This is a genomic window from Streptomyces sp. NPDC059455, assembly GCF_042750115.1.
GTDB classification, from domain to species: Bacteria; Actinomycetota; Actinomycetes; order Streptomycetales; family Streptomycetaceae; genus Streptomyces; species Streptomyces endocoffeicus.
Genome location: NZ_JBHYVB010000460.1, coordinates 1 through 2,298 on the forward strand (window position 1 = coordinate 1; position 2,298 = coordinate 2,298).

The 2,298-nt window shown below is 72.5% G+C and carries 2 protein-coding genes; one reads left to right on the forward strand and one right to left on the reverse strand.

Annotation, left to right across the window (positions count from 1 at the left end; genetic code table 11):
- The first annotated feature begins 137 nt into the window (after positions 1 to 137).
- The gene (locus ACFXB5_RS53530; protein ID WP_164428199.1) at positions 138 to 1,100 is read left to right on the forward strand and encodes a zinc-binding dehydrogenase; all 963 of its coding nucleotides are present in this window, start codon (positions 138 to 140) and stop codon (positions 1,098 to 1,100) included.
- A gap of 161 nt (positions 1,101 to 1,261) precedes the next feature.
- On the opposite strand, the gene ACFXB5_RS53535 is transcribed toward ACFXB5_RS53530, so the two are convergent.
- Positions 1,262 to 2,005 carry an antibiotic biosynthesis monooxygenase gene (locus ACFXB5_RS53535; RefSeq protein WP_385223319.1) on the reverse strand — a complete coding sequence of 248 codons (744 nt, stop codon included), beginning with the start codon at positions 2,003 to 2,005 and terminating at the stop codon, positions 1,262 to 1,264.
- Between the last annotated feature and the right edge of the window lie 293 nt (positions 2,006 to 2,298).

A 2,298-nucleotide genomic window follows, 5' to 3' on the forward strand; every position in this document is an offset into this window, starting at 1 on the left:
TCCGCGCCAGTCCCTACAAGGCGCCGGCCCCCCCAGCACCGGCAGGCCCGGCCCGGCCCGTGCGCTGTCCGGCGGGCGAGCGGGGTCACACCGTGGTGCGGTTCCGTGGGGTCGCCCCGCGGCCTAAGGTCGGGATCATGTTCGCTGCCTATGCCGCACGTATCGACCGTGACCAGCCGCTGAGCGGCCTCGAACTGGGGGAGCGCCCCGAGCCGGAGGCCCGGCCCGGCTGGACCACCGTGAACGTCAAGGCCGCCTCGCTCAACCACCACGACCTGTGGTCGCTGCGCGGCGTGGGCCTCGGCGAGGAGTCGCTTCCGATGATCCTCGGCTGTGACGCGGCCGGGATCGACGAGGACGGCAACGAGGTCGTCCTCCACTCCGTCATCGGCCAGAGCGGACACGGCGTCGGCCCGAAGGAGCCCCGCTCCATCCTCACCGAGCGCTACCAGGGCACCTTCGCCGAGAAGGTGACCGTCCCCAGCTGGAATGTGCTGCCCAAGCCCAAGGAGCTCTCCTTCGAGGAGGCCGCCTGCCTGCCCACGGCCTGGCTGACCGCGTACCGCATGCTGTTCACCAACGCGGGGGTGCGCCCCGGCGACAGCGTCCTGGTCCAGGGCGCCGGCGGCGGTGTGGCCACCGCCGCGATCGTGCTGGGCGCGGCCGCCGGGCTGCGGGTGCTGGCCACCAGCCGTGACGAGGCCAAGCGGGCCCGCGCCGTCGAGCTGGGCGCCGAGGGCGCGTACGAGCCGGGGGAGCGGCTGCCGCGCCGGGTGGACGCCGTGATCGAGACGGTGGGCGCCGCCACCTGGTCGCATTCGGTGAAGTCCCTCAAGCCCGGCGGCACCCTGGTGATTTCGGGGGCCACCAGTGGCCCCAACCCGAAGGCCGCCGAGCTCAACCGGATCTTCTTCCTGGAGCTGAAGGTCGTCGGCTCCACGATGGGCGGGAAGGACGAGCTGGAGGACCTGCTGAGCTTCTGCGCCGCGCGCGGGGTACGGCCGGTGATCGATTCGGTGCTGCCGCTGGACCGGGCCCGCGAGGGGTTCGAGAAGATGGCGGGCGGCGATCTCTTCGGCAAGGTCGTGCTGACGGTCTGAATATCGCGGCGGCATATCGCCGTCCGTTGTGCGGGCCCCCGGCCGTTGTGCGGGCCCCCGGCCGTTGTGCGGGCCGGGGATTCGCGGAGTAATACGCGGCCCGCTGACTCTCGCGCTCCGGTGAATTCCCGGAATTCCGTTACGACGCCGCTATGACGTCGCTATGACGCCGACGGCCGTACGAAGCTCCGCCGGAAGCGATAGGAGCGGGACGAGGCACCCACCCGGGTGGGGAAGTCGAGCACCCGGTCCCAGGCGGACGAGCCACCGCCGCGCGGCCCGTCGGCCGCCAGCGCCGCCTCGTACGACTCCACGTCGGTCCAGCGGGCGTAGTTGAGCACCCGGGCGCGGTCGGTGGCCAGATGGCGCTCGCCGTCGACGATCAGATGGAAGTCGGCGGACAGCAGGCCCGGGTCGGGCTCGCTCTCCAGGGCCTCGATGACCAGGTCCACCCAGGACCGGCGGACCTGGGGATCGGGGTCGTTGAAGTCGATCTCGACCACGACGAACAGCCCGGGGTCCGTCGTGGCGGCCTGGTCGGCGGCCGGTGCCTGGAAGCCGCGGTAGTGGCGGTAGTACGCGAGACCGAGCCGCTCGATGTCCGGCACCGCGCTGTCGACCGCGTCGTTGCGCTGCTGGCGCTGGGTCCGGAAGAAGGCGTGGTAGGCGGCCTCGTCGGCCCACTGGGAGTGGTGCATCAGCGTATCGCCGTCCGTGCCCGCGTAGAGGTTGTACGAGAGCAGCTCGGGCGCCGGCCAGGGGCGGCTGTCCCAGGTGGCGGCGATGGCGTCGACCGCGGCCCGCTGCCGTTCCGGTGTGCCGACGCTCCAGGTACTGAACAGCGCGGCGCCCACATCGGGCCGGGCGAGCTCGGGCAGCGGTCCGGAGCTGGTCGGGGCGGACATGGCGGTCTCCTCGCGGTTGGGGACGTCGGAAAGCCGAGCAAGCCGGGGGAGAGGGTGCTGGGGCCGGAGGGGCGCTCCCCCGTAGCGCGCCCCTCCGACCCCGATCCTGAAACTTCAACCGCGGTTCAAGTCAAGCGGGCAGAGGCGCGGGGCTGTGTCGATGTGCGGCTCCGTCGCGTGGGCGCGACCGGCCACGACGGTGCCGCGGACGATCGACGGCAGGTCAGGGCACTTCCAGCGGAGCCCTTACCGGGGTCCCGGCGGGCCACGCGGCGGAGCCGCATATCGATGCC